Annotated in this window: 1 pseudogene; it reads right to left on the bottom strand. The window is 61.8% G+C overall.

From position 1 onward, the window contains the following. Window positions 1–158 precede the first annotated feature (158 nt). A pseudogene (locus tag AC0L2V_RS32290) lies at window positions 159–272 on the bottom strand (heme ABC transporter ATP-binding protein); the annotation flags it as partial.

Raw genomic sequence — 272 nt, 5'->3', positions numbered from 1 at the left:
GAATAGCTCATGGCTGTCTCCATTGGCTGGGGCGCGCACAAGCCCGCCTGTTTCGCACGAGGGTCACCACCGTCCGTTGCATGAATGATATCGCTCGGCATTGACCCAGATCATGCCGGAAAAGTGCCGGGCGATCAAAAGTTCCGCTCGCGCTGTGCTCAGGAGCGCGAAACGGCGCTGTGGGCGAGCACGAAGGGCGTGCCGTCTGACGGTACCTGGTTGATCCGCAGCGCGCAGCCGAACACCGAGAGCATCGTTTCGTTCGTCAGCAC

This window comes from Mesorhizobium sp. WSM4814 (assembly GCF_055811595.1).
Note: the sequence above shows the minus strand (reverse complement) of the source record. Positions and strands in the feature narration are given on the sequence as shown.